The following is a 3872-nucleotide window of genomic DNA, read 5'->3' as shown; positions in this document are numbered from 1 at the left end:
AATTTGGCTTTTCTAGGGCAATTGGAGGTATTCTTTTTATCTTTAGCTAAGATACAAATTTTATATTACATTGGCAATCAATTCATTATAAAGTTTTATCCTTTTTACGACAGTCCCTAAAATAGGGACTGTCGTTTAATTCTGTCATTATGAGTCAATCGGCAGACTGTCCCGGTAATTTTTCCGATCGAACTCATCTTTTTATATTTTCGGCCCCGTTTCGGAGCCCCTTTTTTCATTTTTGGACCCAACTGGAGCCAATACTCCAGTGAAAGGGCCGTTTCTCACTCACCTCGAACATCAGGCAGCCTGAGCAATTTCGTTGACTTCCCGCCGGACGAGCTGTACTGCATTCGCCGTGTGGTTGCCAAAGAAGATGTACAGGATTTCGGTCAACTTCGTCCTTGCCATGTGAAAGGAGCAGGAACTACCTGATAATGGAAAGACTGCCCTGCGGGAAGAACCACGAGAAAGTTGCCGATGCGGTCATCAGGCTTCTATACCCGTACAGGAAGAATGTGCTGACGATAACCACTGACAATGGCTTCGAGTTCCGCTCGCATAAGAAAATATCGGAAGCCCTCAAGGCTCCGGTATACTTTGCCGACAGTTATGCCTCGTGGCAAAAAGGCGGGATAGAGAATATGAACAAGCTGATAAGGCAGTATATCCCCAAAGGGACTGACTTCCGGGAACTCAGCGACGAGTTCATCCATTCCGTCCAGCTGAAGATAAACCGAAGGCCCAGGGAAAAGTTGAACTTTTCTACCCCCAAGGACGAGTTCTTTAGACTTTTGTTATAATTTTGTCTCGTGTTGCACTTGCTCGTTGACTCTGCCGCGTTGATTTTTTTGCATTTTTCTGCGAAAATCTGTAAATTTGCAGTCTTATGACCAATTATATGACAATGTTTATGTGTGGTAATGCGGCTTCCGCAATGCGTGCGTTTGCAGCCGCTGCTTTTCTTCTTTTCTTGCCGGCCTGCATGAAGACGGAGGAGCCTGTTTCCGTACAGGATGACGGATTCATTGAACTGGCATTCACCAAAAACGGTTTTGTTGATGATACGCAGGATATGCCATCAGTGAAGGCGGATGTGGATGAAGACGGGAGCGGAACTTTTACGGAAGGGGACAAGGTCGGGTTGTATATATACGGCAGTCCTTCCAGGCATGTCATTCTCACTCTTGAGAACGGCAGGTGGACTCCGGCGCTGAAGAAGAGCGACCTGGGATTCGGCACGGCCAGGCTTTCCGCATATTATCCTGTATCGGAGGCTGAAGGCATCGGGTCAAACGTGCACCGCCATAAGGTGCAGACCGACCAGAGCGGGGACGGCTACATGGAATCGGATCTTCTGTGGAGCCATCTCGACATTGATCTTGGCTCGCTTTCAGGCAACAGGATAGAATTCCCTTTCAGGCATGCCATGCACAGGCTTGTCATAAACATTACGGGCTCTGACGGTACATTGCCCGAAGACCTTTCAGTAAAGGTCCTCAATAAGACCGAGGGGTCGCTTTCAATCTATAGCGGAAGTCTGAATGATCCGTCCGGTGAAAAGGTGAGAATAGATGCCAGAAAAGCGGAAGGGAGTCAGGGCAAGTTTTCCGCAATACTTTTCCCGGGCAGTCTGGGCCCTTATTCCGACGGATGGGTGGAAATAACTGCGGGCGGCAAGACTTCGACCTTCAAGGCGCCGTCGGAAATCGGCGGCAGGGATTTTCTGGAGAGCGGAAAGGAGACTGTGCTGAACCTGAGTCTGAATCAGGGCGGCGTCGGCCCCGGGGAAGAGCCGGAGCCGGAGCCTGATCCCGACTATGCTGGGAAAATATGCTGGGTATATGGAGTCAAGACGCCGGAAACTCCTGACTACAATGAGGAGACCGTGAAAGTGCTGACAGATACGGATAAATTTTATCCGTGGAACTTCCCTTCAGGAGTATGGTTCAAGTTTGACAGCGATCCTGAAACAGCCTATCTGAACTGGCAGGAGGGCTTCCGCTGGTATGACTGCGACAAGGACAATCCGGACGAAAGCAACTCCCGTCCCGGCTATCATGACAGCAACATGTGCTGGGCGGCCGCTTCGGCATGCATGCTCCACTGGTGGATGAACATCAACAGCGACTATATTGCCGCGTATGACCGTAAATATGGAGATGTGTGCCCGAAATATCCGCGCCCTTCATCTGAATTTTCTGGCACTGAAAAAAGCGAGATATTCAATTTCTTCAGGGAGGCAAGCCGTAACCGCGGAGGGGATGCGAGGGACGGCATCAACTGGTTCATCAACCACACTCCCGGATTGGGTCTAAACGACACTTTCGACGACGATGCCTTCGGAGGCTATTTTACGGAGGTTTTCAAGGGAATGAAGATAGCCGACTCTTTCGGGGGCTTCAGCAAGGAAACGTTCAACGAGCTCATAAAAGACGCCCTTGAGAATGACCGCGGACTCGGATTCATACGCTCACACGGACTGACGCATGTCATGGCTCTCTATGGTGTCGAATTCGATGATGAAGGATATATCTCGGCCGTATATTATGTCGACAACAACGACTATTATAATTTTCAGGTCACAGGCAGCAGCACTCCGTTCCAGAGGCATCGCCTGATTCGCAAGAAGATCACCTACAATGAGGGCAGCGGATTCAAAATATTGATTGGGGAGGGTACATCGTATGCGATAGTCGGAGTGACTACGATGGATCTTATGCGTGACGTATGGCGGAACGCCTTTCCGGAAGTGCGCACAGACGACTGAAGCTGAAAAATGATGTCGGGCAGTGCACGGCAGGATTGCAGACATTTTATTTGACATAGATATTATGATGATTATGAAGAGTTATAAATTTTTTCTATATGCTGCGGCGATTCTGCCGGCGGCCGTCTCATGCGACAGATCCGTCCTTCCCGGCGGGGACGGCGGCAGCGATGAAGTGACGGGAAAAATCGACATAAGGACTGCCGTAGGCCCCATTGTGAAGTCGCCTCAGCTCGGACAGGACGGCTCCGGAAATTTCGTAAGCGGAGACATGTTCCGGCTTACGGTTTCAGGAGAGGGCTTTGATGATATAAGCGAGATCTATACGGTGGGAGAAACGGAACTTTTCTGGTCGGATTTGGAGCTTCCGGATAATTCCGGTACGGTGTATTTTTCAGGATGTTATCCTGATCAGGATGCCGTTTCAGACGGCAGTTTCCGTTTTGACATGCCGGCAGACGGCGAGACGGATCTTCTGCTTGCCAAGGCTGTTCCGGTGGCGTACCAGGCGTCGGCGGTGGAGCTGAAATTCTCTCATGCTTTCCACAGGCTTGCCATAGAATATGTGTCTGACGGCACTTATTCCGATTCCGATCTTTCGCAGGTAGCCACATCCGTCAATGCGATGTCCTCATGCACGGTGGATCTGCGCAAGGGCGAAGTTGAATCAGGCTCTGCTGCCCGTCCGGCAAGATACATGGAAAAGAAGGGGAATTCCGTGTCATATATGCTGATTCCGCAGCAGAAAGACGATGTCACTGTAGAGGTCTCTTTCCAGGGTATGAAAAAGACGTTCACTCTTCCGGACACCACCGGGGACGGTCAGGCGCTCAGTCAGCTTGAAGGAGGCAAAATGCTGACGGTGCGGCTTGAGATTTCTTCGGACGGGATCAGAATGGACGGAGTGGAGATCATAGGATGGGAGTCCCAGGGAACTGTCAACGGAGGCATATCCTTCTGAATCACCTCCGTCATCAGGCATTGATTATGGACAGGACTACAATAGGGACAGTCGTTTAATTCCGTCATTATGAGTCAATCGGCAGACTGTCCCGGTAATTTTTCCGATCGAACTCATCTTTTTATATTTTCGGCTCCGTTT

3 protein-coding genes are annotated in these 3872 nt (G+C 50.0%); all 3 read left to right on the top strand.

Annotation, left to right across the window (positions count from 1 at the left end; all coding sequences use genetic code 11):
* Positions 1–404: 404 nt before the first annotated feature.
* The 3 genes from B5F90_RS10695 to B5F90_RS10685 all read left to right on the top strand — a co-directional run bounded on the left by B5F90_RS10695 (position 405) and on the right by B5F90_RS10685 (position 3731).
* Positions 405–803: an IS30 family transposase gene (locus B5F90_RS10695; protein WP_262481253.1), complete on the top strand. Its 399-nt coding sequence runs from the start codon at positions 405–407 to the stop codon at positions 801–803.
* Between the two features lie 86 nt (positions 804–889).
* Positions 890–2770 (top strand): IdeS/Mac family cysteine endopeptidase, encoded by a 1881-nt coding sequence (locus tag B5F90_RS10690; protein ID WP_087362790.1) that lies wholly within the window; start codon positions 890–892, stop codon positions 2768–2770.
* 64 nt (positions 2771–2834) lie between these two features.
* On the top strand, positions 2835–3731 hold the full coding sequence (locus B5F90_RS10685; RefSeq protein WP_087362789.1) for a fimbrillin family protein: 897 nt from the start codon (positions 2835–2837) through the stop codon (positions 3729–3731).
* The last annotated feature ends 141 nt before the right edge of the window (positions 3732–3872 follow it).

This window comes from Alistipes sp. An31A, assembly GCF_002159425.1.
Lineage (GTDB): Bacteria > Bacteroidota > Bacteroidia > Bacteroidales > Rikenellaceae > Alistipes > Alistipes excrementigallinarum.
Note: the sequence above shows the minus strand (reverse complement) of the source record. Positions and strands in the feature narration are given on the sequence as shown.